This window comes from Brachybacterium sp. AOP29-B2-41, from assembly GCF_052378395.1.
Classification (GTDB): Bacteria; Actinomycetota; Actinomycetes; order Actinomycetales; family Dermabacteraceae; genus Brachybacterium.
The window spans coordinates 97,097-121,405 of sequence record NZ_JBQSXR010000005.1; the positions used below are offsets into that span (position 1 = coordinate 97,097).

The 24,309-nt window shown below is 69.3% G+C and carries 20 protein-coding genes; 12 read left to right on the top strand and 8 right to left on the bottom strand.

The features are described 5' to 3' along the window. Positions 1-56 precede the first annotated feature (56 nt). The 3 genes from ACT3T9_RS06720 to ACT3T9_RS06730 are packed head-to-tail and all read left to right on the top strand — an operon-like array spanning position 57 to position 3,176. Positions 57-1,163 carry an NADH:flavin oxidoreductase/NADH oxidase gene (locus tag ACT3T9_RS06720; RefSeq protein ID WP_441444384.1) on the top strand — a complete coding sequence of 369 codons (1,107 nt, stop codon included), beginning with the start codon at positions 57-59 and terminating at the stop codon, positions 1,161-1,163. 19 nt (positions 1,164-1,182) lie between these two features. Then, positions 1,183-2,046 (top strand): SDR family NAD(P)-dependent oxidoreductase, encoded by an 864-nt coding sequence (locus ACT3T9_RS06725; protein WP_441444383.1) that lies wholly within the window; start codon positions 1,183-1,185, stop codon positions 2,044-2,046. Further along, on the top strand, positions 2,043-3,176 hold the full coding sequence (locus ACT3T9_RS06730) for an AMP-binding protein (RefSeq protein ID WP_441444382.1): 1,134 nt from the start codon (positions 2,043-2,045) through the stop codon (positions 3,174-3,176). The genes ACT3T9_RS06725 and ACT3T9_RS06730 overlap by 4 nt, the downstream gene beginning before the upstream one ends. Here ACT3T9_RS06730 and ACT3T9_RS06735 read toward each other — a convergent pair. Both ACT3T9_RS06735 and ACT3T9_RS06740 read right to left on the bottom strand, forming a co-directional pair. Beyond that, positions 3,157-4,551 (bottom strand): L-serine ammonia-lyase, encoded by a 1,395-nt coding sequence (locus tag ACT3T9_RS06735; protein ID WP_441444381.1) that lies wholly within the window; start codon positions 4,549-4,551, stop codon positions 3,157-3,159. The genes ACT3T9_RS06730 and ACT3T9_RS06735 overlap by 20 nt on opposite strands. Before the next feature lie 53 nt (positions 4,552-4,604). Then, entirely contained in the window at positions 4,605-6,329 is a 1,725-nt protein-coding gene (locus ACT3T9_RS06740) for a DEAD/DEAH box helicase (RefSeq protein ID WP_441444380.1), read from the bottom strand. A gap of 68 nt (positions 6,330-6,397) precedes the next feature. Between ACT3T9_RS06740 and panD the strand changes: the two genes are divergently transcribed. The 5 genes from panD (at position 6,398) to ACT3T9_RS06765 (ending at position 13,435) form a co-directional block, all read left to right on the top strand. Beyond that, positions 6,398-6,823: an aspartate 1-decarboxylase gene (gene panD / locus ACT3T9_RS06745; protein ID WP_441444379.1), complete on the top strand. Its 426-nt coding sequence runs from the start codon at positions 6,398-6,400 to the stop codon at positions 6,821-6,823. Positions 6,824-6,948: 125 nt separating this feature from the next. Further along, complete coding sequence (locus ACT3T9_RS06750) at positions 6,949-7,875, top strand: AEC family transporter (protein ID WP_444592186.1); 927 nt, start codon at positions 6,949-6,951, stop codon at positions 7,873-7,875. A gap of 240 nt (positions 7,876-8,115) precedes the next feature. Further along, a complete protein-coding gene (leuS, locus tag ACT3T9_RS06755; protein ID WP_444606182.1) occupies positions 8,116-11,076 on the top strand; it encodes a leucine--tRNA ligase in 2,961 nt (986 codons plus the stop codon). Positions 11,077-11,284: 208 nt separating this feature from the next. Continuing rightward, on the top strand, positions 11,285-12,466 hold the full coding sequence (locus tag ACT3T9_RS06760; RefSeq protein ID WP_441444376.1) for a hypothetical protein: 1,182 nt from the start codon (positions 11,285-11,287) through the stop codon (positions 12,464-12,466). Positions 12,467-12,553: 87 nt separating this feature from the next. Further along, complete coding sequence (locus tag ACT3T9_RS06765; protein WP_442331738.1) at positions 12,554-13,435, top strand: hypothetical protein; 882 nt, start codon at positions 12,554-12,556, stop codon at positions 13,433-13,435. 94 nt (positions 13,436-13,529) lie between these two features. Here the strand turns inward: ACT3T9_RS06765 and ACT3T9_RS06770 are convergent, their stop codons facing one another. Then, positions 13,530-16,196 (bottom strand): ATP-dependent Clp protease ATP-binding subunit, encoded by a 2,667-nt coding sequence (locus ACT3T9_RS06770; protein ID WP_444606183.1) that lies wholly within the window; start codon positions 16,194-16,196, stop codon positions 13,530-13,532. A 307-nt stretch (positions 16,197-16,503) separates the two neighbouring features. On the opposite strand from ACT3T9_RS06770, the gene ACT3T9_RS06775 reads away from it, so the two are divergent. Beyond that, the gene (locus ACT3T9_RS06775) at positions 16,504-17,901 is read left to right on the top strand and encodes a PrsW family intramembrane metalloprotease (RefSeq protein ID WP_441444373.1); all 1,398 of its coding nucleotides are present in this window, start codon (positions 16,504-16,506) and stop codon (positions 17,899-17,901) included. Between the two features lie 151 nt (positions 17,902-18,052). Here the strand turns inward: ACT3T9_RS06775 and ACT3T9_RS06780 are convergent, their stop codons facing one another. From ACT3T9_RS06780 to ACT3T9_RS06795, 4 genes are read right to left on the bottom strand one after another with little or no spacing between them, the layout of a single operon-like run. Beyond that, on the bottom strand, positions 18,053-18,496 hold the full coding sequence (locus ACT3T9_RS06780; RefSeq protein WP_444606184.1) for an RNA-binding S4 domain-containing protein: 444 nt from the start codon (positions 18,494-18,496) through the stop codon (positions 18,053-18,055). Then, positions 18,493-19,953, bottom strand: a complete 1,461-nt coding sequence (locus ACT3T9_RS06785; RefSeq protein WP_441444371.1) for an amidase — start codon at positions 19,951-19,953, stop codon at positions 18,493-18,495. Before ACT3T9_RS06785 ends, ACT3T9_RS06780 begins: the two co-directional genes overlap by 4 nt. After that, complete coding sequence (locus tag ACT3T9_RS06790; RefSeq protein WP_441444370.1) at positions 19,950-20,468, bottom strand: low molecular weight protein-tyrosine-phosphatase; 519 nt, start codon at positions 20,466-20,468, stop codon at positions 19,950-19,952. The genes ACT3T9_RS06785 and ACT3T9_RS06790 overlap by 4 nt, the downstream gene beginning before the upstream one ends. Then, on the bottom strand, positions 20,465-20,833 hold the full coding sequence (locus ACT3T9_RS06795; protein ID WP_441444369.1) for a GNAT family N-acetyltransferase: 369 nt from the start codon (positions 20,831-20,833) through the stop codon (positions 20,465-20,467). The genes ACT3T9_RS06790 and ACT3T9_RS06795 overlap by 4 nt, the downstream gene beginning before the upstream one ends. A 24-nt stretch (positions 20,834-20,857) precedes the next feature. On the opposite strand from ACT3T9_RS06795, the gene ACT3T9_RS06800 reads away from it, so the two are divergent. Together ACT3T9_RS06800 and ACT3T9_RS06805 are read left to right on the top strand one after the other, a co-directional pair. Further along, on the top strand, positions 20,858-21,223 hold the full coding sequence (locus ACT3T9_RS06800; protein WP_441444368.1) for a DUF952 domain-containing protein: 366 nt from the start codon (positions 20,858-20,860) through the stop codon (positions 21,221-21,223). 158 nt (positions 21,224-21,381) lie between these two features. Then, positions 21,382-22,017 carry an L-threonylcarbamoyladenylate synthase gene (locus ACT3T9_RS06805; RefSeq protein ID WP_441444367.1) on the top strand — a complete coding sequence of 212 codons (636 nt, stop codon included), beginning with the start codon at positions 21,382-21,384 and terminating at the stop codon, positions 22,015-22,017. 143 nt (positions 22,018-22,160) lie between these two features. Here ACT3T9_RS06805 and ACT3T9_RS06810 read toward each other — a convergent pair whose 3' ends face one another. Then, positions 22,161-23,429 carry an MFS transporter gene (locus tag ACT3T9_RS06810; protein ID WP_442331737.1) on the bottom strand — a complete coding sequence of 423 codons (1,269 nt, stop codon included), beginning with the start codon at positions 23,427-23,429 and terminating at the stop codon, positions 22,161-22,163. 139 nt (positions 23,430-23,568) lie between these two features. On the opposite strand from ACT3T9_RS06810, the gene deoD reads away from it, so the two are divergent. After that, on the top strand, positions 23,569-24,297 hold the full coding sequence (deoD, locus tag ACT3T9_RS06815) for a purine-nucleoside phosphorylase (RefSeq protein ID WP_441444365.1): 729 nt from the start codon (positions 23,569-23,571) through the stop codon (positions 24,295-24,297). Positions 24,298-24,309: the final 12 nt, after the last annotated feature.

A 24,309-nucleotide genomic window follows, 5' to 3' on the forward strand; every position in this document is an offset into this window, starting at 1 on the left:
GCACCACGATGGGCGGCGACACGGGGCCACAGCAGAGGCGGCTAACGTAGGGGACCATGGTCCCCGATCCTGCCGCCACAGCCCCGGCGCTCCTCGCCCCGGCCCGCCTGCGCTCCCTGGAGATGCGCAACCGGATCTGGCTGGCACCTATGTGCCAGTACATGGTCGAGGCGGAGGACGGCATCCCCACGGACTGGCACCTGGTGCACCTGGGAGCTCGCGCGACCGGCGGTTTCGGGCTGCTGATCACCGAGGCGACCGCGATCAGCCCGGAAGGCCGCATCAGCCCCCAGGACACGGGCCTGTGGAACGACGAGCAGGTCACCGCCTGGCGACGGATCACCAGCTTCTGCCAGGGGCAGGAAGCGAAGATCGCGGTCCAGCTCGCCCACGCCGGCCGCAAGGCCTCCACCTGGCCGGCACTGCCTCGGTTCCGCAGGCGACGCGGCACGGTGCCGGAGTTCGCCTCCGGCTGGCGCGCCGTCGGCCCCACCTCGGATCCCTTCCCCGGGCTCGACGCCCCGGATGCGCTGAGCCGTGAGGACATCTCCCGGGTGGTCGCAGACTTCGTGGCTGCGGCCCGACGTGCGGAACAGGCTGGCTTCGATGCTGTCGAGCTCCACTTCGCTCATGGCTATCTGGTCCATGAGTTCCTCTCCCCGCTCGTGAACACCCGCGACGACGAGTACGGCGGCGACGGTCCGGGACGGCGCCGGCTCGCGCTCGAGATCGCCTCCGCAGTCCGCGAGCAGTGGCCCGCCGAACGTCCTCTGATCGTGCGCATCAGTGCGACCGACTGGATCGACGGCGGCTGGGACATCGAGCAGTCCCTCGACCTCGCCCGCGAGCTCGAGGGCGTGGGAGTCGACGCCCTGCACGTCTCCACCGGCGGCGCCGTGATCGCGGACATCGCGGTCGGACCGGAGTATCAGGTGGGCTTCGCGCGCACCCTGCGCGATGCAGTGTCGATGCCGGTGGCAGCCGTGGGCCTGATCACGGACCCCGCCGGCGCCCAGACCGTGCTCGAACGGGGCGATGCGGACTTCGTCGCCGTGGGTCGTGCCGCACTGCGTGAGCCGAGCTGGCCGCAACGTGCCGCTCATGAGCTGGGGGTGCGCGATGCGGCGCTGTACCCCGGTTCGTACCAGCGGGGTTCCTGGTGAGTCTCCCCGCCAGCCGACGATGATCCTGATCACCGGAGCGACCGGCGGGATCGGCCGTGAAGTCTGCCTCGCACTGGCCGCACGAGGGGAACAGCTGGTGCTCACCGCCCGTGACAGAGACCGGCTGGAGGCCCTGGCCGCCGAGGTGCGGGCCGCCGGAGGAGGCGCCCGGGTGCTCCCCTGCGACCTGCGCGACCAGCAGGCAGTCGCCGGGCTCGCCGAGACGGTCCTGTCGGAACACGGCACACCGGAGGCGGTGGTCTCCATCGCCGGGCACTCCCTCCGCCGCACCCTCGAGGAGAGCTTCGGCAGGCCCCATGACCTGGTCCGGCTGACCGGAACGAATCTGCTGGGGCCGGCCGCCCTGATGCTGGCGATGCTGGAACCGATGTGCGCCACCGGCACTGGCCGCGTCATCGCCGTCACCAGCGCCTCCACCCGGATCCCCACCCCCGGCTGGGCCGCCTACGGGGCCTCGAAGGCGGCGCTGGACACTTGGTTGCGAGCGGTGCGACCCCAGGCCGCGCGCCATGGGGTGCGGATCGCGATCGTGGAGCTGCCGCTGGTCGCCACGGCGATGGCCGCCCCGACCTACGGCAGCTCGCCCCGCGGCGCGCTCGCTCCCGCGGACGCCGCCCGCCGGGTCCTGCACGCCCTCGATGCGCCCCGCACCCTGCTCTCCCCGCCCTGGGCACGCGCCGGCGCGGTCCTCGCCCAGGCGGCGCCCACTCTGTCCGCCGCCGCTGCGGGCCGGGCCGGGGACCTGATCCAGCGTCTCGCCTCACGAGGGCGCATGGGCGTCGGAGCCGGCGGCCCCGGAGGGCTCACGGGTGAAGAGCCCACAGGTGAAGAGCCCACCAGTGGGAGGATCGGTCCACGATGAAGCTCCTGCGTCCTTCGAGCGCCCTGCGCACCCGACTCTCCCTGCGCCCTCGCGCGGTGGTGCTCCTTGACCAACGGGGTGCGCTGACCGCCGGTGAGCTGCTCGATCAGGTGCAGCTGCACCGCCGATCACGCGGGTCCGCGGCCCAGCCGGGACTCGGTGCACTGCCCGCCGCTGCGTCGCTGCGCCAGGTGCTGGTCACCGCGCTGTCCGGGAACGGGATGCTCGAACTGCGTTCGAGCGGCAGCACCGGGCTGCCCCGCACCCAGCGTCGCGGCCCGCTCACCGTGGCCCAGCTGTCCACCCTGGCCGATCTCGGCCGACGGATCGGGATGCGGCCCGGTCAGAGGATCGCCTGCGCGGCGCCGGGGGTCCACGGCCACGGACTGCTGGTCTCCTTGGGCTCACTCGCCCTGGGAGCCACGCTCGTGGATCTGAGTCATCTGCCGGGCCCCGAGCGGGTAGCACTGCTGCACCGGAGCGCACCGGACCTGCTCACCGGCGTCCCCGTGCATCTGGTGGATCTCCTGACCGCGGACCGGGCGCTCAGCCGGGGACAGGCGCTGCGCATCCCCCGGGTGGTCTCCGGCTCCGATCAGCTATCCTCCGAGCTCCGCGCGGATCTGGCCCGGCATTTCCGGGCTCGTGTGCATGACGTCTACGGGACGACGGAGACCGGCTCGCTCACGGTCGACGGCAGGCCGCTGCGCGGGGTGCGGCTGCGCGAGGCTGACGGCCTGCTGCACGCCCGCACCCCGTTCACTGCAGGGCGCGAGCTGATCACCGATCGTGGAGAGATCTCTGAGGAGGGCATCGTCCGAGTGCTCGGACGTGCAGACGGCACGCTCTCCTCAGGCGGGATGGTGCATGACCCCGCTGCCGTGCTGCGCCTGCTGCGGTCCCAGCGCGGGGTGCTCGATGCGCGCCTGCGAGTGGTGCCGGATGAGCGTTTCGGGGTGAGGACCGTGGTCGAGGTGCAGGTCGCAGGAGCTGAGAGGGGGACGGCGCCCCGCGCGGAGGAGCTGCGGGCGCTGGTGCGCGACCGGCTGGGGGCGGCGTCGGTGCCACGTGAGGTGCTGCTCAGGAGTTCGGGACCGCTCCGCTCAGGCCTCAGCAGTCCGGAACGCTGACCGGGACCGCGGTGACCGCGAGCCCGCCCATCGCGGTCTCCTTATAGCGCGAGTTCATGTCCTTCCCCGTCTGGCGCATGGTCTCGATGACCGTGTCCAGGGAGACGAAGTGCTCGCCCGTGCCGCGCAGCGCGAAGCGGGCAGCGGTGATCGCTTTGACTGCGGCCATGGCGTTGCGCTCGATGCACGGGATCTGCACCAGACCCCCGATCGGATCGCAGGTCAGGCCCAGATTGTGCTCCATCGCGATCTCGGCGGCGTTCTCCACCTGGGCGGGTTTGCCGCCCATCGCCTCACAGAGGGCGGCCGCGGCCATCGAGCAGGCTGAGCCCACCTCGCCCTGGCAGCCCACCTCAGCGCCCGAGATCGAGGCATGCTCCTTGTACAGCGAACCGATCGCCCCGGCGGTGAGCAGGAAGCGCACCGCGATCTCGTCGGGGTCCACCCCTTCGATGTAGGTGGTGGCGAAGTACAGCACCGCCGGGACGATGCCGGCCGCGCCGTTGGTGGGCGCGGTGACCACACGTCCCCCGGCGGCATTCTCCTCGTTCACCGCGAGTGCGGCGAGCGAGACCCATTCGAAGGCGTTCATCGGCAGCCGTACCGGGTCTTCGGCCGAGAGCGAGTCGTACCAGGACGAGGCGCGACGCTTGACCTCGAGACCGCCGGGCAGGATGCCTCCGGTGCGGGTGCCCCGCTCGATGCAGTCGTGCATGGCGCGCCAGATGGTGAGCAGCCCGGCGCGGATCTCCCCGTCGCTGCGCCACTGGCGCTCCCTCAGCAGCATCGCCTCGGAGACGGAGATCCCGCGCTCCTCGCACACCCGCAGCAGCTCGTCGCCGGTGGTGAAGATGGTGAGTCCCTCGTCCTCGGCCGCGACCTCGGCGATCGAGCGGTCCATGTCCGCCTCGTCGACCACGAATCCTCCACCCACGGAGAACATCGGGCGGCGCAGGAGCTCCTGGCCCTCGGCATCCAGCGCGATGAAGGTCATCCCGTTGGAGTGCTGGGGGAGGAACGTCAGCGGGTGCAGCACGATCGAGGAGGGCCGCAGGGCGATCGCGAGGGTGCCGTCCAGCAGCAGCCCGCCCTCGGTCTCGATCTGGGCGACCCGTTCACGACCGGCCACCGGATCCACGGTCTCCGGATCAGCGCCTTCGAGGCCCATCACGACCGCGTCCAAGGTGCCGTGCCCCACTGCGGTGGCGGCGAGAGAGCCGTAGAGATGGACCTCGACATCGGCGACACGTGGGCCGAGCTCCGGATCACCGAGCACCTCGCGCGCGAACGTCCCTGCGGCCCGCATCGGCCCCACGGTGTGCGAGCTCGAGGGCCCGATACCGATCTTGAACATGTCGAAGGTACTGATGCTCATCGCGTGCCTCCTCGGCGCTTCACCTGCTCGTCATCGAGCCATGGTTCCGTCGTTCATCGTCCTCCACGTCGACGCGGGGCGCGAGTCGGCGCGCCGGAGCGTCCACGCCCCTGGCCCTTGCCGGTGCCTTCCGAGCCTCGTCCGGTGCCGGTGGAGCGTCCGCGGGCCTCTCCCCTGCCCGTGCCGGCAGAGCGCCCGCGGTCCCCCGCCTTACCCCTGCCACCAGTACCGCCGGTGGAGCGGGCACCGCTCTGACGGCCCCGTTCCTCCGGGGCGTCGCCATCACGTCCCCGGCCTCCGCCGCGGCGGGCCTGGCTCTGACCCTGGCCCCGGCCCTGGCCCTGGCCCGAACGAGTACTGCTCTGGCCCGAGCGTGCGCCGCGCTGCCCCGAGCGGGCATTGCCCTGGCCCGAACGAGCACCGTCCTCGCCATCCGGATCCTCCCAGGAGGCGCGCCGCTCCTCGTTCGCACGCCGCTCCTCCGCCTTGCCGGCGTCGGCCCCACGGTGGCGGTTGCGCCCCAGGTCGAGCTTGCGCGGCGCGCCCTTGTACTTCACGGTCGCCGGGTCCTCCGCCGGCTCGCCGGCAGGCGTCCTCCCACCGAGCTCAGAGAGGGCAGGAACCTCTGCGGAGTCGACGTCGTCGGCCCAGGTCGGTTCGACCTTGGCTCCCGCGAGGACGTTCCGGGTCTTCGCGATCTGGTGCGGCAGGGCGAGCGTGACCACACTGCCGGTCGCTCCGGCACGTGCGGTGCGCCCGGAGCGGTGCACGTACTCCTTGACGTCATCGGAGGGGTCGACGTGCACCACCATCGTGACGTCGTCGATGTGGAGGCCGCGGGCTGCGACGTCGGTCGCGACCAGCACCGGATAGGCCCCCTCGCGGAAACCGGCCAGCACGTTGGTGCGCAGCCCCTGCTGCTTGTTGCCGTGCAGGGCTGCGGCACCGATGCCGACCTCGACCAGCTCCTGCGCCACCCGCTCGGCACCGAGCTGGGTGCGCGTGAACATCAGCGTGCGTCCCTCACGGGCGCCGAGCTGCGCGGTGACCTCACGCTTGGCGGACGGGGCGATGGCCAGCACGTGGTGATCCATGGTGGCCACCGCGGCGGTCACCGGCGTGGTCTCGTGGCTGACGGGATCGACCAGGAAGTTATCGACGATCTGCTCGACCTGCCCATCCAGGGTGGCGGAGAAGAGCATCTTCTGGGTGCCCATCGGGATCGCCGCGAGGATGTCGCTGACGTCCGGCAGGAAGCCGAGGTCGGCCATGTGGTCCGCCTCGTCGATGACCGTGGTCTCCACCAGGTCCAGCTGGAGCGCGCCGCGCTCGGCGAGATCGATCAACCGGCCCGGGGTGGCCACCACGATCGACACGCCGCGGGCCACCGCGTCCGCCTGCTTCTCGATGTTCATGCCGCCGGCGACCAGCTGCGCCTTGATTCCCACGGCCCGAGCGAAGGGGTGGATGGTGTCCACGACCTGCACCGCCAGCTCGCGCGTGGGCACCAGCACCACCCCGAGCGGACGCTTGCGATGCATCTTGCGACCGCGGAAGCGGGAGGTCATCGCGAGCGTGAAGGCGAGGGTCTTGCCGGAACCGGTCTCGGCACGGGCCAGCACATCACGCCCGGCGAGCGCGTCGGGAAGGATCACGGACTGGATCTCGAAGGCGCTCTCGAGCCCCTGCTCGGCGAGGACCCCGAGGAGCTCATCGGGCAGCGCCATGTCCTCGAACCGCTCGGAACGGCGTGCTGAACTGCGGCGGGCCTTGGGCATGGTGATCCTCCTGACGAAACGGACGTCTCCATCATCCAGCATGCGGGCGTGATGAGAGAATAGGAGCGATGTTGCGCACTCTGATGACCTCGAAGATCCACCGAGCCACCGTCACGCAGGCAGACCTGCACTACGTGGGTTCGGTGACGATCGACCCTGCCCTCACGGAGGCCGCGGGTCTGGTCGAGAACGAGCAGGTCACGATCGTAGACATCACCAATGGCCACCGCCTGATCACCTACGTGATCGAGGGCGAGCGCGACAGTGGAGTGATCGGCATCAACGGCGCCGCAGCGCATCTGGTCACCCCGGGCGACCTGGTGATCATCATCGCGTACGGGCAGCTGGACGAGACGGAGGTCTCCACGCACCGCCCCCGTGTCGTCCATGTCGATGCGCAGAACCGCATCGTGGGCCTCGGCTCCGACGGCGCCGAGCCGGTTCCCGGCAGCAGCGATCAGATCGACGGCCGCACCTCGCACGGGATGCGCTGACCGCTGCCGCACCCCCTGATGTCCGGCGATTGGGCCGCGCGTCCGGCGATTGAACGACGGAACCCCCTTTCCTGCTGGCCGTCTAGGATCAGTCCGGTGTTCACGTCTTCCCTCCTCCCGCCGCTGTGAGCGGGGTTCTGGCCGGCTTCTTCATCGTCTGGTCCATGATCGGTGTGGGCTGGGTGGTCGGACGCACCGGAGTTCTCGGTCCGCACGGTCGCTATGTGCTGAACCGTTCAACCTTCTTCGTCGCCTCCCCGGCCCTGGTGCTGGTGGGGCTGCTCGAGTCCGATGTGCGCGAGGTGCTCTCGCTGCCGATGGCCGTGGCCGGCATCTCGGGGCTCGCCACCGGCGCGATCTTGATCATCGCGGTGGCGCTGTTCACCAGACGTCGAGGCGCGGACCTGGTGATGACCGCGATCAGCGGCTCCGTGGTCAACGGAGCGAACATGGGCTTCCCGATCGCCCTCTATGTGCTCGGCGACATCTCGCACGCACTGCCTGTGATCCTGTTCCAGCAGGCGGTGTACACGCCGCTGTACCTGTTCGTGCTGCATCGGGTCACCGAGAAGGACTCCTCTGGCCCCGCCGGAGTGCTGCGCAGCATCGTCGCGAACCCCACCATCATCGCCTCCGCCGTCGGCCTGCTCCTGGTGCTGGCGGGGGTGAAGATCCCGGCGGTCGCGCTCGAGCCGATCCACTCGTTCGCGGACATGGCGATCCCGGCGATGCTGCTGGCCTATGGGCTCTCCCTCTACGGCTCGCGGCCGCTGGCGAAGGCTGACGGCTATCGCGGGCTGATCGCGGTCGCCTCGGCCTCGAAGCTGCTGCTGATGCCGGTGATCGCGCTGGGAGTGGGGCTGCTGCTCGGGATGCGGGGCGCCTCGCTCTACGAGGTGGTGGTGATGGCCGCCCTGCCCACGGCGCAGAACGTCTATGTCGCTGCAGCCCGCTACCGCGCCTCGGAGAACCTCGCCCGGGACACGGTGCTGATCACCACGATCGGGACCGTGCTGGTGCTGCTGCTGATCTCGGGCCTGCTCGGGGTCTGAGCACTCCCCGAGCACGCTCGAGGGCACGGGCCCCGGCGCGGTAGGATGACCCCGTGACTCGACGGCTCCTGCTTATGCAGCCGCGTCGGACAAGGCCCGCGCCCACCCCGCGCTCCTGAGAGCGTGCCGGTGCGCACATGAGGCACCGATGCGGCTCCCCTCGCCTGCGCGAGGGTTTTTTCATGTCACGAGACGCCTGGCGGCAACCGCCGCACTGATCCTTCGGAGGACGATTCACCCATGAGCGAGGCCCCGCACCGCTACACCGCCGCCGTCGCGGACGAGATCGAGCGCCGCTGGCAGCAGCGCTGGGACGAGGACGGCACCTTCCACGCCGACAACCCCGTCGGCGAGCTGCGCGGCTCTGCCGAGTCGATCGAGCAGGCCGCCGCCACTTCCGGCGGCGCCGCCGCCGAGAAGATGTACATCATGGACATGTTCCCCTACCCCTCCGGGGCAGGGCTGCACGTGGGACATCCGCTGGGATACATCGCGACCGACGTGGTCGCCCGCCATCAGCGGATGATGGGCAAGAACGTCCTCTACACGATGGGCTACGACGCCTTCGGCCTGCCCGCCGAGCAGTACGCCGTACAGACGGGCACCCATCCGCGCATCACGACCGAGTCCAACATCGCGAACATGCGCCGCCAGCTGCACCGGCTGGGTCTGTCCCATGACTCCCGCCGTTCGCTGGCCACCACTGATCCTGAGTTCGTGAAATGGACGCAGTGGATCTTCCTGCGGATCTTCGACTCCTGGTACGACCCCGAGGCCCCGAACGCCGACGGCATCACGGGACGGGCGCGGCCGATCGCCGAGCTGCGTGAGGAGCTGCGCGGCGGCACTGTGGATCCGTTCGCCCTCGCCGACCGCCAGGGCATCGAGCTGCCCGAGGGGTGGGCGGGCCGCTCCCCCGCCGACGTCACCGCCGCCACCGACGCCGAGCTCACGGAGCTGGCCGACTCCTTCCGCCTGACCTACATCTCCGAGACCCCGGTGAACTGGTGCCCGGGTCTGGGCACCGTGCTGGCCAATGAGGAGGTCACCGCCGAGGGCCGCTCCGAACGCGGGAACTTCCCGGTCTTCACCCGCCGGCTGCGGCAGTGGAACATGCGGATCACCGCCTACGCGGACCGCCTCATCGATGATCTGGACCGGGTGGACTGGCCCGAGTCGATCCGCGCCATGCAGCGCAACTGGATCGGACGCAGCCACGGCGCGCAGATCACGTTCCCCACCGCCGGCCTGTCCTCAGCTCCCGAGGCATCCTTCGACGTGTTCACGACCCGTGCGGACACCCTGTTCGGCGCGACCTTCTGCGTGCTCTCCCCCGAGCACGCGCTGCTCACGGATCCCTCGTCCCTGCCCGCAGCATGGCCGGAGGGCACCGAGGAGTCCTGGACCGGTGGCGCAGCCACCCCGCGGGAGGCCGTGGAGTCCTACCGGGCACGTGCCGCCTCTCTCGACGAGGACGAGCGGACCGCGGACGATCGCGAGAAGACCGGCGTGTTCACCGGGCTGACCGCGACGAACCCGATGGACGGCCGCGAGCTGCCCGTCTTCACCGCGGACTACGTGCTGACCGGCTATGGCACCGGCGCGATCATGGCGGTCCCCGCCGAGGATGAGCGAGACTTCGCCTTCGCCACGAAGTTCTCGCTGCCGGTGATCCGCACCGTGCAGCCGCCTGCTGATTTCAACGGCGGCGCCTGGACCGGAGAAGGCCAGAAGATCAACTCCGCGAACGCCGATCTGGATCTGAACGGCCTGGACAAGGACGAGGCGAAGGCGCGCGCGACCGAGTACGCCGAGGAGAAGGGCTTCGGGCGTGCCCGCACCACCTTCCGGCTGCGGGACTGGCTGTTCTCGCGCCAGCGCTACTGGGGTGAGCCCTTCCCGATCGTCTACGATCCGGCGGCGCCCGAGGTGCCGATCCCGCTGCCGGAGTCGATGCTGCCGCTGGACCTGCCCGAGGTCGCGGACTTCTCCCCCAAGACCTTCGATCCCCAGGATGCGGACACCGAGCCGCAGACCCCGCTGTCGCGCGCGACGGAGTGGGCCGAGGTCGAGCTGGACTTGGGCGAGGGTCCGAAGACCTACCGTCGAGAGACGAACACGATGCCGCAGTGGGCGGGTTCGTCCTGGTACCACCTGCGCTACATCGACCCCACCGAGGATGATGTCCTGGTGCGTGCGGAGAACGAGAAGTACTGGCTCGGCGCGCCCGAGGACGGCGGCGTGGGCGGTGTGGACCTGTACGTCGGCGGGGTCGAGCACGCGGTGCTGCACCTGCTGTATGCGCGGTTCTGGCACAAGGTGCTCTTCGACCGCGGCGACGTCTCCAGCCAGGAGCCGTTCCACCGCCTGTTCAACCAGGGCTACATCCAGGCCTTCGCCTACACCGACGCCCGTGGCGTCCACGTCCCCGCCGAGGAGGTCGTCGCAGGGGCCGACGGCACCTTCACCTACCAGGGCGAACCTGTCACCCAGGAGTACGGGAAGATGGGCAAGTCGCTGAAGAACGCGGTGGCACCGGATGACATGTACGAGGAATACGGCGCCGACACCCTGCGCGTGTACGAGATGTCGATGGGACCGCTGGACCTCTCACGGCCCTGGGAGACCCGCGCCGTCGTCGGCTCCCAGCGCTTCCTGCAGCGTCTGTGGCGCCTCGTGGTCGATGAGGAGACGGGGCAGCTGACGGTCACCGACGACCCCGGGGACCGGCCCACGATGCAGGCCACCCACCGGGCGATCGATGGGGTCACCCGGGACATGGAGCGGATGCACTTCAACACCGCCATCGCGAAGCTCATCGAGCTGGTGAACCACCTGACCAAGCAGCTCACCGCCACCGGTTCCACGCCGCGTGCGGCGGTCGAGCCGCTGGTGCTGATGGTCTCTCCGCTGGCCCCGCACCTGGCCGAGGAGCTGTGGGCACGGTTGGGTCACAAGGGCAGCATCTCGCGAGTGGCGTTCCCGGTGGCGGATCCGGAGCTGCTGAAGGCCGAGCAGGTCACCTGCGTGATCCAGATCAAGGGCAAGGTGCGCCACCGCATCGAGGTGGATCCCGGGATCTCCGAGAGCGATCTCGAGGCAGCGGTGATGGCCGAGCCGCGGGTGCAGGAGCTGCTGGAGGGCCAGACCGTCCGCAAGCTGATCATCCGCGCGCCGAAGATCGTGAACATCGTGATCTGAGCTGCTCGACTGAGCTGACGGCCCCGGGAATCCGTAGGACGGGTTCCCGGGGCCGTCTGCTGCTCGGGCTCTGCAGCCCGGCCTCTGCTGCCCGGGCTCTGCTGCCCGGGCTGTCCCGCGCCGCCGACGGTTCCTCCACATCCCTCGTCCATCCACATTCCCCGGCGGTGACCGACGTCCGCAGATCGTGATTGCCTACGGTCTCGCCATGAACACTTTCTGGGGATCCGAGACCGTCGCCCTGACAGAGCTGTCCGCCGAGTTTTCCACCGACGCGGCTCAGCTGGGGGCGGTGATCACCGCTGTTGCACGCACGGTGCACGCCACGGCCTGGTTCGGTCCGGACGCGGAGGATCACCGCCGGTGCACCGATGAGGTGGTCGACACCGTGATCCGGCTGGTCGAGAAGCTGCGGGAGCGCGGCCGGCAGCTCGAGGGCGAGGCCGCGGAGCAGGACGTCTGCTCCCAGCCAGACACCGCTCCCGGGGTGGCCGGAGATCCGCTCGGCGTGCGGGCGACCCCGCCCTGGGTCCCGGACCCGGCCGTGGGACTGCCACCGCTGCAGGGGAAGGGCGGCATGGAGTGGGGGCCGATGATCGGCGGTCCCTTCATGCATCCGGACCCGCAGCGTCTGGCGGATCGACTGCCTCGGCTGCCCGATCTGGACGAGCTCTGGCCGATGATCGGCGGTCCCTTCATGCGGCCGGACCCGCTGCGGACCATCCCCGCGCCTGCTCCGCTCCCCAAGGGAGAGGAGTTCGCGCTGGATCCCGAGATCCTCGCCGAGGCGCAGCTCGATCGGAAGCTCGGACTCGGTGCGATCCCCTTCGTCGGCGCGGCGCAGACGGTGATGGGGGTCCATAGCGGCATGGGGCAGATCTTCGACCGGACGGAGCAGAATCTCGAGGAGATCGGCCTCGGGGCACTCACCCCGGCGGTCTCGGTGGTGCGAGTGCCCCACACCGTCGCCGGGGCCGTGCTCGGGAGCGACTCCGTGCCGGGGCAGGTGATCTCCGGCATCGACCAGGGGCTCGCCAACGTCATGCAGACCAGCGAGGAGGTCTCCTCTGCGATCGGGGACGGCGACCTGGCGGGCATCGTGCGCGCCGGCGAACGCGGGATGTACCGCCATGCAGGTGCGATGGCGGACATCCTCGCCGCCACCCCGGTGCCGGCCATGTCCCGGACGGCCTCGGAGCTGATCGGCACGGGCGCGGATCTCGTGGAACCCGTCAACCCGGGGGCGGCCGCTCCGCTGCGCGCGATGGAGCAGTCGACCCTGGAGTACGGGCAGCAGTGGCAGCGCGGCCTGGACGGAATCACCGATCCGGAGCGCTACTACGACCTGCGCCGTGAGTACCTCCCGGCGCCCTGGGACCCGCAAGGGTGACGTCGAACAGCGTGTCTCTGGATCTCGTTCAGGGATGGGCAGTCCTCCCCATGGCGCACCCTCGTTTGAAGCGCGATCATGGTGGGTATGACCTTCTACGGTGCCGACACCGATCAGCTGCGCGACCTAGCGAGCCGGTTCAACGGCGCCTCGGGGCGGGTCGAGGAGCTGCTGACCTCGCTGCGGGGACTGGTCCATGCGGTGAACTGGGTGGGCCCGGACGCCGATGACTTCCGGTCCCAGTACGACATCGCCCATCAGCGTGGCATGAGCAGCGCTGCTCAGGTGTCCGAGCGCGGAACCCTGCTCGAGGAAGAGGCCGACGAGCAGGATATGACCTCTTCCCCTGGTAACGGCGCGCACGGTGGCTGGAGCGCCAGAAGAGGGTCCGGTAACGGCTTCGGTGGAGGCGGCCCTTTCCCCGCCCCCGGCTCAGGCGACGACGGCTGGAAGGACTCCGCCAAGCACATCGCGAAGAATGTTGGCGAAAAGCTCTCCAGCATGGCCGAAGACAGCAAAGATGCGCCGCCGTGGTTGCGTCGCGTGGCAAAGATGGCACCGATCGCCGGCGCGATCCCTGACGTCGCAGAGGCAGTCGAGAGCTTGAAGGCAGGCGATACCGGGGGTGTGCTTGGGAACAGTGCCGAAGCTCTCGGAAGCGTGACGCCGCTACCACTCATCCAAGGACTCGCGACCGCCAACGACTTTACCGATGGACAGCTGCCAGGTAATCGATCATGGATGGAGACGAGCGGCAACTTCGCCAGCGATACTCACACCGCACGACTCGGCGAATCCATTGGGTCGAAAGTATCGGACGAACTCGGCATGGCGGAGGGAAGCACAGGGCGCAACATCATCACCTCTGGAACAGGTGCCGGAGCTGTTGGCGCGCACATGCTCCTCGCACCTGAAACCTTCGCATCCCAGCATATGACCGCAGCCGCCGACGCGTTGTTTGGGAACTGATCACACGAAGTCGGTTGCGCCCCGTGAATTCTGCCGGACGCCATTGGGCGGTGTCATCTTTGTACAGAATGACACCGCCCAGGCGACTATCCGATCAACCCCCTGCGGCTGAAGCCCCGCTCGCATTCACCTCGGAGCCGCTGACTTCGGCCGTGAGATCTTCGGCAATAGCAAGATCCAACCCGGCTTCATCCTCACGCACGCCGACCTCTACACGCTGACCGTCGTGCACCTCGCCCTTCAGGATCAGCCGGGCCAGCCCGTCGCCGATCTCCTTCTGCACCAGGCGCTTGAGGGGTCGCGCCCCGTACATCGGGTCGAAGCCCTCCGCAGCGAGCCAGCGGGTTGCGGCCTCGTCCACCTCGAGGGAGATGCGACGGTCCCGCAGCCGTGCGGCGACCTCCTGGATCTGCAGGGTGACGATGCTGGTGAGCTGCTCGCGATCCAGGGCGTCGAACATGACGATGTCGTCCAGGCGGTTGAGGAACTCCGGCTTGAAGGAGGCCCGCACCACCTGCATCACCCGTTCGTGCTTCTCCTTCTCGTCGAGCAGCTGGTCCTGGAGCGCATGGGCGCCCAGGTTCGAGGTGAGGATCATGATCGTGGAGCGGAAGTCCACGGTCCGTCCCTGGCCGTCGGTGAGCCGGCCGTCGTCGAGAACCTGCAGCAGCACGTCGAACACATCGGGGTGGGCCTTCTCGATCTCATCGAGCAGCACCACCGAGTACGGCCTGCGGCGCACGGCCTCGGTGAGCTGGCCGCCCTCGTCGTAGCCGACATAGCCCGGAGGGGCACCCATCAGCCGCGCCACGGTGTGCTTCTCGGAGTACTCCGACATGTCGATGCGGATCATCGCCCGCTCATCATCGAAGAGGAACTCCGCGAGCGTCTTGGCGAGCTCGGTCTTGCCCACCCCCGTGGGCCCCAGGAAGAGGAAGGAGCCGGTGGGACGGTCAGGGTCGGAGATGCCGGCGCGCGCTCGGCGCACCGCATCCGAGACCTCGCCGACGGCACGGGCCTGTCCGATCAGCCGCTGACCGATGATCTCCTCCATCTGCAGGAGCTTCTCGGTCTCGCCCTGCAACAGGCGACCGGCAGGGATTCCGGTCCAGGCGGAGACGACATCGGCGATGTCATCGGGGCTCACGTGGTCGGCGACCATCGGCCGTTCCTGCTCGCCGGCGATGCCTGCCTCCTGCTCCTCTGCCTCACGCAGCTGATCCTTGAGCGCCGGGATGTCGCCGTAGAGGATCTTCGAGGCAGCGGTGAGGTCGCCTTCGCGCTGAGCCCGATCGGCCTGCATGCGCAGCTGCTCGAGCTGTGCCTTGAGGTCGCCGACCAGGTTCAGACCGGCCTTCTCCCGCTCCCAGCGTGCCGAGAGCTCCTCCATCTGCTCGGTGCGGTCGGCGAGCTGGGAGCGCACGGATTCGAGCCTGGCGATGCTTCCGGGATCCTCGCTGCCGGAGAGCGCGAGCTCCTCCATCTTCAGCCGGTCCACCTGACGGCGCAGGATGTCCAGCTCCTCCGGGGAGGAGTCCAGCTCCATCCGCTGGCGGGAGGCGGCCTCGTCGACCAGGTCGATGGCCTTGTCCGGCAGCTGCCGGCCCGAGATGTAGCGCGAGGAGAGGGTCGCTGCGGCCACCAGGGCAGAGTCGGTGATGGTGACCTTGTGGTGCGCCTCGTACTTGTCCTTGAGCCCGCGCAGGATCGTCACGGTGTCCTCGACGCTCGGCTCCCCCACGAACACCTGCTGGAAGCGCCGCTCGAGCGCGGGGTCCTTCTCGATGTTCTCGCGGTACTCGTCCAGGGTGGTCGCCCCGACCATCCGCAGCTCGCCGCGGGCCAGCATCGGCTTGAGCATGTTGCCGGCATCCATCGAGCCGTCGCCGGAGCCGCCCGCGCCGACCACCGTATGGAGCTCGTCGATGAAGGTGACGATCTGACCGTTGCTGGTGCGGATCTCGTCCAGGACCGCCTTCATGCGCTCCTCGAACTCACCGCGGTACTTCGACCCCGCGACCATCGAGGAGAGGTCCAGCGAGACCAGCCGCTTCCCGCGCAGGGAGTCAGGGACATCGCCCGCGACGATGCGCTGGGCCAGACCCTCGACCACGGCGGTTTTGCCGACGCCGGGCTCGCCGATCAGCACCGGGTTGTTCTTGGTGCGGCGCGAGAGCACCTGCACGACGCGGCGGATCTCGGTGTCTCGGCCGATCACCGGATCCAGCCGACCCTCGCGGGCGAGCTCGGTGAGGTCCACCCCGAACTTCTCGAGGCTCTTGAAGGTGCCCTCGGGGTTCTGCGAATCCATCTGGTTCATTCGATCATCTCCTGGGGTCAGCTGGGTGACGGCATCGCGAAGTGCTTGAGGGGTCGCTCCGGCGGCGGCGAGCAGCCGCGCGGCGGCGTCCTTGCCGAGAGCGATGCCGATCATCAGATGCTCGGTGGACAGGTAGGTGCGGCGGGCGGTGTCCGCCTCGCGCCGGGCCGCCTCGAGCGCATCGAATCCGGTGCCGACGAAGGTGGGCGAAGAGCCTCCGCTGGTTCGCGGCAGCGAGTCGATCGCCTGCGCGGCGCGCCGGACCACCTCGAGCGGATCGGCGCCGGCTGCGTCCAGGGCGGCACGGCCGATGCCGTTGTCCTGGTCGGCCAGGGCCCACAACAGGTGCATCGAGCTGATCTGCGGGTTGCCGAGCTCGACAGCCTTCTCCGCAGCCGCGGTGACAGCTTCCTGCGAGCGGGTGGTGAACTGGAATTCCACGATGCTCCTCTCCTGGGCGCGTCGGTCGTATGAGGCGTTCGATCAGATCAACGTCAACCAAGTTGAGTCTATTCCGCTCAACTCTAAGAACTTTCGTCACTCAAGGAACTTCGGACGGAGGACCCTCCGGGCATCCGCCAGTCGTCATCCACAACAGCCTTCCACAGCCCCGGGCCTCTCCGCGAGAATGGGATCACACACCTGTAGCATCGCACTGGCACCGTGACTCGTCCGTCCAGGGGAACCGACGTCGACCACGAGCCGCACAGCGATACCTGACACCCCTGCCGCGAAAACAGAGGCCCTCATGTCCCAGCCCCCCTACCAGCAGCCTGGCGGCCAGTACATGCCCAACGGGCGCCCGCGCCCCGGTGCCACGAACTCCGCGCCCGGATCTCCGTCGTTCCAGTCGCAGCCGCGCTATATCGACTACGGCAACCCGCGCGCCTATGACACTTCGGTGCGGCCGGCGTCGGGCCTCACCGCTGCCCGTTTCGCTCCTGCGCAGATCCAACGACCCGACCAGGCCCAGCCGCAGTCGGCCTGGTCCACCCAGACCCGTCGGGTGCAGGAGGTCGCGCAGAACGCCACCCGGCTGCCGGCTGTGAGCATCATGGTGTGGCTCGCGCTGGTGGTGCTCGGCTTCTTCGTGCTGGTGGTCCTGGGCTGGTTCTTCCTCGAGTTCGTGATGACTGCGAGCTCGAGCCCGATCTGGTGGCCGGTCACGGCCTTCCTCGCAGGGATCTCCCTGCTCGTCATCGCGGGGATCATGTTCCTGGCGGACCGCTGGGATCCCCAGCCGCTGCCCCTGCTGATCATCGCGGTGTTCTGGGGAGCAGCGATCGCCGCCGGTCTCAGCTACATCCTGAACACGCTGAACTCGCTGCTGGTCTTCCTGGTCACCGGCAGCGAAGCAGCGGTGGCCTTTGCTGGCCCGGTGATCAGCGCGCCGCTGGTCGAGGAGACCACCAAGGGCCTCGGACTGCTGCTGCTGATGGTGCTCGCACGCCGCTACTTCAACGGGCCGCTGGACGGCCTGATCTACGGCGCCCTGATCGGCGGCGGCTTCGCCTTCACCGAGAACATCATCTACTACACCCGCGGGCTGGAGAGCATGGGCGCCGGGGGCGTGCTGTTCATGTTCATCCTGCGCGGGGTGATGAACATCTTCGGCCACGCGATCTACACCTCGCTCACGGGCATCATCGTCGGCTTCGTGGCGCGCAAGTGGGGCACCATCATGGGCTTCCTGGTGTTCATCCCCGCGCTGATCCCCGGGATGCTGATCCATGCGGCATGGAACTTCTTCGCCGGTCTCGGCGGCGGGATCCCGATCCTGCTGCTGATGTACGGCGCCAAGGCGCTGCTCTCACTGATATGGCTGATCACGATCGTGGCGTTGATCTGGGATGAATCCAGGCTGACCCGAGTCCGTCTGGGTGACTACGCCAACCAGGGCTGGCTCACCCACGAGGAAGTCGACATGCTCGCGACCTGGAAGGGACGGCGCGAGGGCAAGCGCTGGGCGGAGCAGATCGGTGCCAAACCGGTGATGAAGCGGTTCATCCGGGAGAGCGCCGACCTCGCTTCGATCCGTCAGCGGCTGCTCGCCGACGGCGCGAATCCCAAGGTCGTCGAGATCGAGCGGAACCTGCTCAGCCGGCTGACCTCCAACCGCCACGAGCTGCTCTCCTCCGCACGCTGATCTGAACCGGGCGCTCGCGCACCGGACGGGAGCCACCAGGGCCCCGCGTCATCGACGCGGGGCCCTCGTCATGCGGAAGCCCTGTGCTCAAGCCGCGTGCTCACTGGGGCTCAGGACCGGGCCTCACGACCGGATCTCAGGTACGGAGCTTTCAGTGCCGGGGGTCGTGCTCGTCGTCGCCGCCTGTGGAGTCACGTCCTCGCAACCGGTCGAACTGTCGACGCTCCCGTTTGGTGGGCCTGCCGGTACCGCGCTCCCTCCGGGGCGGGGCGGCAGCGAGCTGCGGCGGCGGCTCCGGGCTGTGGTCCTCATAGGCGGTGCGAGCGATCGGGGCACCCACCCGCTTGGTGAGGATCCGGGTGATGACTACGACCCGCTCACGCCCCGGGGAGCGCACCCTCAGCTCATCCCCGACCACGATCTTCTGGGCCGCCTTGGCCGGTTCACCGTTGCGCCGCACATGACCGCCGCGGCACGCCGCGGTCGCCGCCGAACGGGTGGGCATCAGGCGGGCGCTCCACAGCCAGACGTCGAGTCGGACGGTCTGCGGCCCGGCTCCTTCCAGCGACCCAGCCCCTTCCGTGGGAGTGCTCATGCGTGCTGCGGCACGCGCACCAGCGGCCACGGGTCGTGAGCCTCGAGCTGCGCGGCGACCGCGAGCAGGAGCGGCTCGTCGCCCGGCCGAGTGGCTGCCAGCTGCACGCCGAAGGGCAGCTCTCCGCCGTCGATCATCTCCCGATGGATCGGGACCGAGACGGCGGCGGTGCCGAGCATGTTCCAGGTGCTGGTCCACGGGGTGAACGCGCACTGGGCGAAGAAGTCCGCCTCGCCGTCGGAGAGCTGGAGCTCTGCAGGGAAGGCGGGGGGTGCGGCCAGAGTGGGGGTGATGACCAGATCGAACGGAGCGAACTCCTCCAGAGTGCGCCGGGAGAGCGACTGGACCCCGGAGAACGCCAGCGCCAGATCCACGCCGCTGTAGCTGCGGCCGCGTTCGCGCAGCCAGCGGGTCAGCTCGAGCAGCTTCCCCTCCTGCGCAGAGGTCAAGGGAATCGACGCCGCCCCGACGGACCACAGCGGCATGAAGGACTTCCAGTCCTCAGGGGTGAATGGGGCTCGGATCTCGACGGTCTCATGGCCGAGCCCGTGCAGGACCTCGAGGGCACGCTCGAGTCCCCGCAGAGCGGCCGGATGCACCTCGGTCTCCGCGGCCAGCGGCTCCCGCAGCACGGCGATCCGCAGCGGGGCCAGAGCCTGGGAGTCCTCCTCGAGGCGGGCGAGGTAGGAGCGTTCTGAGGCGCGCGAGGGGGTGAAGTCTCCCGTGCGCGGCCCGGCGATGAGGTCCAGCCCGGCGGCCGCATCCCGCACGCTGCGCGCGAGCACACCGTCGGTGCCCAGGCCCATCCCTTCGCTGCCGTACGGCCCGGGTGAGACCACGCCGCGGGAGGGCTTCACGCCCACGATGCCGCAGCACGCCGCAGGGATCCGGACGGATCCCCCGCCGTCGGAGCCATGCGCGAGGGGCACCACGCCGGAGGCGACCGCAGCGGCCGCTCCCCCGCTCGAACCGCCGGCGGTGCGGCGCAGATCCCAGGGGGTCCGGGCGGGCGCGCCGGTCGCCGGCTCGGTGTAGCAGGGCATGCCGAACTCCGGCGTCGTGGTCTTGCCGATGGTGAGGGTGCCGGCATCGAGGATCTTCTGTGCCACGCCGTCGGTCACGGTCGCGATGTTGCCCGCGAGGGCGGCGCTGCCGGCCTCGAAGGGGGCGCCGGCGACCTGGGTCAGGTCCTTGATCGGCAGCGGCACCCCGAGCAGCGGCAGCTGAGCGGCGAGGTCCGCTTCTCGACCGCTGCGACGCGCGTCGGCGAGCCGCTCGGAGACGGTCCGAGCCTGTTCCCGGGTGAGGTCCTCGAGCAGGTGGGCGAACGCGCCGGTCTCGGCACCGACGCCGCGGGCCGCCTCGAGAGTCCGTTCGGCGAGCTCGAGGACGTCGAGCTCTCCGCTGCGCAGGGCGGCGGCCGTCTCGAGCGCGCCGCGCGGCTCCGCGGCATTCATCGCTGCTCCCGAGAGTCGACCGAGCGCGCGCCGGCATCGAGCTGGGCGCTGACATGGTCGATGATGCCGCCCAGCGCCTCGTCGATCTGCTCCCAGGTGATCTCGAAGTCGCTCTCGTCGCCGTACCAGGGGTCACGGATGCCCGTGTCCTCGACCGGAGCCGGCGCGAAGTCCCGCACCATCCGGACCGTCCTGTCGGCCTGCTCGCGACCGAGCACGCGCTGGAGCGGCCCGACATGGTCATGGTCGAGAGCGAGCACGAGGTCGGCGCGGTGCAGCTCCTGCTCATCAAGCTGGCGTGCGCGATGGCTGACCGCATCGATGCCATGACGGCGCAGCAGGTCGCCGGCCCGCGGATCGATCGGATTTCCCACCTCCCACCCGGTGGTGCCCACGGAGGCGACCTCGGCGCGGTCGCCGAGGCCGGCCTGGTCCAGGGCCTCGCGCAGGGCGTACTCGGCCATCGGCGAGCGACAGATGTTGCCCGTGCAAACGGTCAGGATCCGGTATGTCATCGGCCCTCCTGGTCGCGAACGGGGGCCGGGTTCTCCAGCAGGTCGGCATAGTCGGGGTGGCGGTCGATCCATCCCTTGACGAACCAGCACGTGGGGCGGATATTCAGCCCTTGGCCGCGGATATCGTCCAGGGCGTAGCGCACGATCGCGGAGCCGATGCCCTGACCCGAGCGCTCGGGAGCGACGACGGTCGAACGGAGATCCCGCACCTGTACCCCGAGGCCGTCTCCGGCACCCGGTGGCAGATCCTCGTCGCCATAGGCGAGGACAGCGACCAGCTCATCGCCGTCGAGTGCCTCATAACGGTCACGGTCATCATCGTGGACCAGGCGCACCGCGCCAGGTCCGGCGGAGGTCTCATCCATGCCGGTCACGGTACACTGCCGGTCATGCCTCCGCCCCTGATCTGGCACATCACCGAACTGCCCACCTGGGAGGCAGCCGTTCGGTCAGGCTCCTACACCCGCGCGACCCGCGGCCGCGACCTGGCCGAGGAAGGGTTCCTGCACGCGTCCTGGCCGGAGCAGGTCTCGAAGGTCGCCAAGCGGGTCTATCCGGATCGTCCCTCGGATCTCGTGATCCTGGAGATCGACGTGGCTCGAGTGGAGGCCGCCGGCATCGCGGTGGACATCGAAGCGGATGTGGACGGCAAAGGTCGCGGTTACCCCCATATCAAGGGACCGTTGCCCGTGAACGCCGTGGTGCGGCTGCGGCGCACCAAATGGATCGGCCGTGAGTTCGTCGTCGTCGCCTGAATCACGGCGCCGACCGGCCCCAGCCGGTGCCCGGCCCTGTTCGACGGGCTGCGAAGCGGATCGACAGGACTGCGAGCCTGGTCGACAACGCTGCGAGGCAGATCGACAAGGTTGCGAGCGTGATCGACGTGCGGTCAGGCCCCGGCGTACCATCGGGCATGGCCAGGTCACGTCGCTCCGCGAAGTATCTCGACATCCATCCCGAGGATCCTCAGCCCCGGCTCATAGAGCAGGCGGTCTCGGTGCTGCAGGAAGGCGGCTTGATCGCCTATCCCACCGATTCCTGCTACGCCCTGGGCTGCACCCTCGGCAATGTCGAGGCGCTCGATCGGATCCGACGGATCCGACAGGTGGGGAAGGATCATCACTTCACGCTGGTCTGCGCAGACTTCGCGCAGCTGGGTCAGTTCGTGCTGGTCTCGAACCCGGTCTTCCGGCTGGTCAAGAACGCGACCCCGGGGGCCTACACCTTCATCCTCCCCGCCACGAAAGAAGTGCCGCGCAGGCTCGCCCATCCGAAGAAGCACACGGTCGGGGTGCGGATCCCGGACCATCGCGTGGCCCATGCGCTGGTGGAGGCGCTCGGCGAGCCGATCGCCTCCTCGACGCTGCTGCTGCCTGGGCAGGAGGATCCGCCCTCTGAGGCCTGGGTGGTCCAGGATCTTCTCGGCGAGCAGGTGGACGCGATCATCGACTCCGGGGAGGTCGGGATCGAGCCGACCACGGTCGTGGATCTCTCGGGCGGAGACCTGGTGATCGCCCGCGAAGGTGCCGGGGACAGCAGCCGCTTCTGACCGAGGGCGGGCGCGGCGGGGCTGCGGGTGCGGCCCGGCGCGCGTGCCCCGATGTGGGCGTCCCGGGTGCGCGTGCGTCCCGAGGGCCCGGCTCGGCGCTCTAGTCTGCCCTGCCCCGCCCTGCCCTGCCCTGCCGATCAGCGTCAGTGACCCGCCTTCACGCTCCGAGTGCTGAGCACCCTGGAGAACAGCAGGATCCCGACGGCGTAGAGCGGGACCATCCACAGGGCATAGCGCAGGGTCATCGCGTCGGCGAGCACCCCGATCAATGGCGGGGTGAGGAAGAATCCCAGGCGGGCGAACCAGCCGACCACGGTGATCCCGACTCCATGGGGCACCCCGGGAAGGTCATCCGCAGCGCGATAGGCAGCGGGGAAGAGGGTCGCCACGCCCCACCCTGCTGCGGCGAAGCCGATCACCGCGGTCACCGGCGAGGGCAGCAGCAGGGCGAAGCTCATCCCCACCATGGCGATCACACCACCGAGCCGCGCGGTCGTCCGGTCCCCCAGGCGGTCCACCACGGCATCGCCGGTGAAGCGGCCGATCGTCTGCGCCCCCTGCAGGGCCACGAACGCCATACCTGCCAGGAAGGGCGTGGCCGCGAACGTGTCCTGCATGAACAGAGCACCCCAGGTGCTGCCGGCGTCTTCGGTGGAGCCCGCGAACACCAGGACCATGCCCAGTGCAGTCACCAGGCCGAGCGCTCGCAAGCTCATCCCGGCCAGGCGGAAGCCGGTCGGTGCCGCATCGGGAACCTCTGTGGCGGAGGACGCCGACGGGGAGGCGACCGGCGTGCGCTCGGTGCTGTCCGGGCCCGGCAGCATGAAGCGCAGCGAGGCGGCAGCGAGGAGGCCGAACACGATCATGCCGATGATTCCCTGGATCCACAGCGGCAGGCCGAGCTGTGCGCAGGCGGCGCCGAGCAGGCCGCCGACCACCGCTCCGAGCGACCACCAGCCGTGGTAGCTGTTCATGATCGAGCGGCGATAGCGCCGCTCGACCCGCATGCCATGGGCGTTCATCGCGATGTCCGTGATCGCATCGGCTGCTGTCGCCAGCAGCAGCGAGCAGGTCAGCCAGAGCCAGGACCCGGAGACGTAGACCGCCAGATGCGAGACAGATGCGAGCACCTGCAGCACCACGCTCACCCGGGCGGAGCCGAAGCGGGACATCAGGCGGGCGGCGAACAGGCCAGCCAGCAATCCACCGAGAGGGCCGATGCCGATGGCGAGGCCGAAGGCGGTGTTGCTCAGCCCGATCGATTCCACCAGTTCCGGGTACCGGGGCAGGATCGCGCAGAAGGAAGCGCCGTTGAGGAAGAAGATCAGGGAGACGGCCCAGCGGGCTCGTCGCACCGACGCCGGCACGGCGGGGCGCGCAGAGGCGGCGAGCAGAGGATCGTGAGCGTTCACGGTCATCTATTCTGCGCCATACCGCGCCGGAACACACCACGGGTGGCGATCAGGTCACCGCTTCCGGCATACCGTGCCCTTCTCTGCGTTCCGCTCTGCGTTCCGTCACCGGGCCGTACCCGCGCCGTACGCTGGCAACATGTCGACACACATCGGTGCCTCCCCCGGCCAGATCGCCCCGTACGTCCTGATGCCCGGGGATCCTTATCGCGCCCGCTGGATCGCCGAGACCTTCCTCGAGGATCCCGTCCAGTACAACGACGTGCGGGGGATGCTGGGCTTCACCGGCACCTACCGCGGGATCCGGGTCTCCGCGCAGGGTTCCGGCATGGGCCAGCCGTCGATGGCGATCTATGCCCAGGAGCTCTTCGACGACTACGACGTGCAGACCATCATCCGAGTCGGCACCTGCGGCGCGCTCTCGGGGGCGGTGAACGTGAGGGACGTGATCCTGGGCGTGGCCGCCTCGACGGATTCCGCGATGAACGTGCCGCGCTTCCGGTATGTCTCCTTCGCTCCGGCCGCGGATTTCACGCTGGCCCGGATTGCGGCCGAGATCGCCGAGGACCGCATGCTGCCGCTGGTCGCCGGCGGACTCTACTCCGCCGACCAGTTCTACTCACCTGATCCGGAGACCACCCGCATCCTGGCGGGATACGGGGTGCTCGGGGTGGAGATGGAGGCTGCTGCTCTGTACACCCTCGCCGCGCAGTTCTCTCGCCGCGCGCTCGCTCTCTGCACCGTCTCGGATCACCTCCTCACCGGGGAGGAGACGAGCGCGCAGGAACGTCAGGAGACCTTCGAGGACATGATCGTGGTGGCGTTGGAATCGATCGTGCGACTGGAGACGACGCACCCCATAGCCTGAGCGGCGCGCCTC

Excerpts from the sequence above, each read along its gene's own strand:
- ACT3T9_RS06720 (WP_441444384.1), top strand. The coding sequence starts at position 57 with ATGGTCCCCGATCCTGCCGCCACAGCCCCGGCGCTCCTCGCCCCGGCC.
- ACT3T9_RS06725 (WP_441444383.1), top strand. The coding sequence starts at position 1,183 with ATGATCCTGATCACCGGAGCGACCGGCGGGATCGGCCGTGAAGTCTGC.
- ACT3T9_RS06730 (WP_441444382.1), top strand. The coding sequence starts at position 2,043 with ATGAAGCTCCTGCGTCCTTCGAGCGCCCTGCGCACCCGACTCTCCCTG.
- ACT3T9_RS06735 (WP_441444381.1), bottom strand. The coding sequence starts at position 4,551 with ATGAGCATCAGTACCTTCGACATGTTCAAGATCGGTATCGGGCCCTCG.
- ACT3T9_RS06740 (WP_441444380.1), bottom strand. The coding sequence starts at position 6,329 with ATGCCCAAGGCCCGCCGCAGTTCAGCACGCCGTTCCGAGCGGTTCGAG.
- panD (WP_441444379.1), top strand. The coding sequence starts at position 6,398 with ATGTTGCGCACTCTGATGACCTCGAAGATCCACCGAGCCACCGTCACG.
- leuS (WP_444606182.1), top strand. The coding sequence starts at position 8,116 with ATGAGCGAGGCCCCGCACCGCTACACCGCCGCCGTCGCGGACGAGATC.
- ACT3T9_RS06760 (WP_441444376.1), top strand. The coding sequence starts at position 11,285 with ATGAACACTTTCTGGGGATCCGAGACCGTCGCCCTGACAGAGCTGTCC.
- ACT3T9_RS06765 (WP_442331738.1), top strand. The coding sequence starts at position 12,554 with ATGACCTTCTACGGTGCCGACACCGATCAGCTGCGCGACCTAGCGAGC.
- ACT3T9_RS06775 (WP_441444373.1), top strand. The coding sequence starts at position 16,504 with ATGTCCCAGCCCCCCTACCAGCAGCCTGGCGGCCAGTACATGCCCAAC.
- ACT3T9_RS06780 (WP_444606184.1), bottom strand. The coding sequence starts at position 18,496 with ATGAGCACTCCCACGGAAGGGGCTGGGTCGCTGGAAGGAGCCGGGCCG.
- ACT3T9_RS06785 (WP_441444371.1), bottom strand. The coding sequence starts at position 19,953 with ATGAATGCCGCGGAGCCGCGCGGCGCGCTCGAGACGGCCGCCGCCCTG.
- ACT3T9_RS06790 (WP_441444370.1), bottom strand. The coding sequence starts at position 20,468 with ATGACATACCGGATCCTGACCGTTTGCACGGGCAACATCTGTCGCTCG.
- ACT3T9_RS06795 (WP_441444369.1), bottom strand. The coding sequence starts at position 20,833 with ATGGATGAGACCTCCGCCGGACCTGGCGCGGTGCGCCTGGTCCACGAT.
- ACT3T9_RS06800 (WP_441444368.1), top strand. The coding sequence starts at position 20,858 with ATGCCTCCGCCCCTGATCTGGCACATCACCGAACTGCCCACCTGGGAG.
- ACT3T9_RS06805 (WP_441444367.1), top strand. The coding sequence starts at position 21,382 with ATGGCCAGGTCACGTCGCTCCGCGAAGTATCTCGACATCCATCCCGAG.
- deoD (WP_441444365.1), top strand. The coding sequence starts at position 23,569 with ATGTCGACACACATCGGTGCCTCCCCCGGCCAGATCGCCCCGTACGTC.